The 1,757-nt window shown below is 36.4% G+C and carries 1 protein-coding gene; it reads right to left on the bottom strand.

Translation table 11 applies throughout. From position 1 onward, the window contains the following. Positions 1–1,633, bottom strand: a 1,633-nt coding sequence (locus ED2_RS14445) for an IS1182 family transposase (RefSeq protein ID WP_060789927.1), incomplete at its 3' end; no start/stop codon positions are given. Positions 1,634–1,757: the final 124 nt, after the last annotated feature.

Genomic DNA, 1,757 nt, shown 5'->3' with positions numbered 1-1,757 from the left:
TGATTTTGATGTACAAGATCAAAATCGGGCGTATTTTTTCTATTTTAGACACTTTCCCCTTCATATATTTTGCTAATTTCCTCAAATTTAGTACCATGAGTGCCAACCCAATATCAATTTTCGCTCCTTCTTTTCCACGTAAATGGAAACGATGGAACGCTAATTGAGCCTTTAGATGGCCAAACACTGGTTCGACTTCGATTTTTCGTTTTCGATAAATCGAACCGGTTTTTTCTTCTAAAAGCTTTTTCTTACAGTCCGCTTTAAAATAGCGCCAATTATTATTTACTTGAATTTGTCGATTTCGCTCACTTTTCATTTTTGTACATTGTGAACGGAGGGGACACCCTCGACAATCCTCACACTCATAGATTTTGAAATCCCGTACAAACCCACCTTTATCTTTTCTTCGACTATATTTTTTAAATGGAACAGGGCGTTTTGCTGGGCAAATATATGAATCTTGTTCTTCAAGATACAACCAATTTTCCACATGAAATGGTTGGTTCCTATACTTCTTTTTCCTTTCTTTATAATAGCCACTATAAGTGATCAAGGGTGTTTTATGTAAGATGTCATAGATATACATGTAATTCTCTTCGCTACCATAACCAGCATCTGCCACAATATATTCTGGGAGTTCTTTGTGCTGGTCTAAAAAATGATCTAAAAATGGATTGAATGTTTTGGTATCGTTTGGATTTGAGAATAAGTCATACGCTAAGACATATTGATTTTCTGTTGCGATTTGTAAATTGTAGCCTGGTTTTAGCTGTCCGTTCCCCATGTAGTCGTCTTTCATTCTCATGAACGTGGCATCAGTATCTGTTTTAGAAAAACTGTTTCGCTCTTGAAAAAGTTGACGATACCGTTCATATTTTTGTTTTCTTGGTAGATAATCGACTTGAACTTTTCGTAGATATTTTTTATAGGTTCTTCGCTTTTTCTTTAATTGACTCTGTTCCTCTTTCCGCTTTTCATTTTGTAGTTGTTGCGCTGTTTCCTGTAATTCCGCTTCTACGTGATGAGCGACTTCTTCCAATTGGTCGCTCGTCAATCCAGTGGATTGATTTTCTTCTTTTAAACAAGGAAGAATTTCTTCTTGGTAGAGTGCTTGATAAAAGGCTTCTGATTTTTCATCCAAAGAACGTTCATAGCGAGAGGTTGCTTTTCGCCAAACAAAACTGAATTTATTCGCGTCTGCTTCAATTTTTGTACCATCAATGAAAATCGCTTCATTCTCAATGACTTGATTGGTAATCAATTGACGTCGGAATAAGACAAAGGCTTCCGCTAAAAGATGAGCAGTTGTCTCATGACTTCGGAATCGATTGATGGTGCGATAGCTGACTTGTTCATGATTCGCTAACCAACGCATACGATAACTATCATCCAATAGAAACTCAATTTTTCTTCCAGAAAATACTCGTTGGGTATACGCATAAAGAATAATTTTTAACATCATTTTTGGATGATAGGCTGGACGACCAAGTTCGTGTTCCAATTGATGAAAGAGGGATGGTGGGATTGATTCGACTAAGGCATTGACCGCAAAGGCGACATCCGTTTCTGGAATATATTGTTCCATATCTAGTGGTAAAGTGGTTTGATTGATGGTATAATTTTTAAACATAAGGCACACTCCTTTGATTTTTGTTTAGTCACTTTAATCATACAAGGTTGTGTGCTTTTTGTGTACCTTAAAATCAAAAAAGTGGGACAAAAATCAGAAAAAACCTGATTTTTGTCCCACTCTC

The sequence above is a fragment of the Enterococcus durans NBRC 100479 = LMG 10746 genome (assembly GCF_001544215.1).
GTDB classification, from domain to species: domain Bacteria; phylum Bacillota; class Bacilli; order Lactobacillales; family Enterococcaceae; genus Enterococcus_B; species Enterococcus_B durans.
This window is presented reverse-complemented; position numbering and strand designations above follow the sequence as displayed.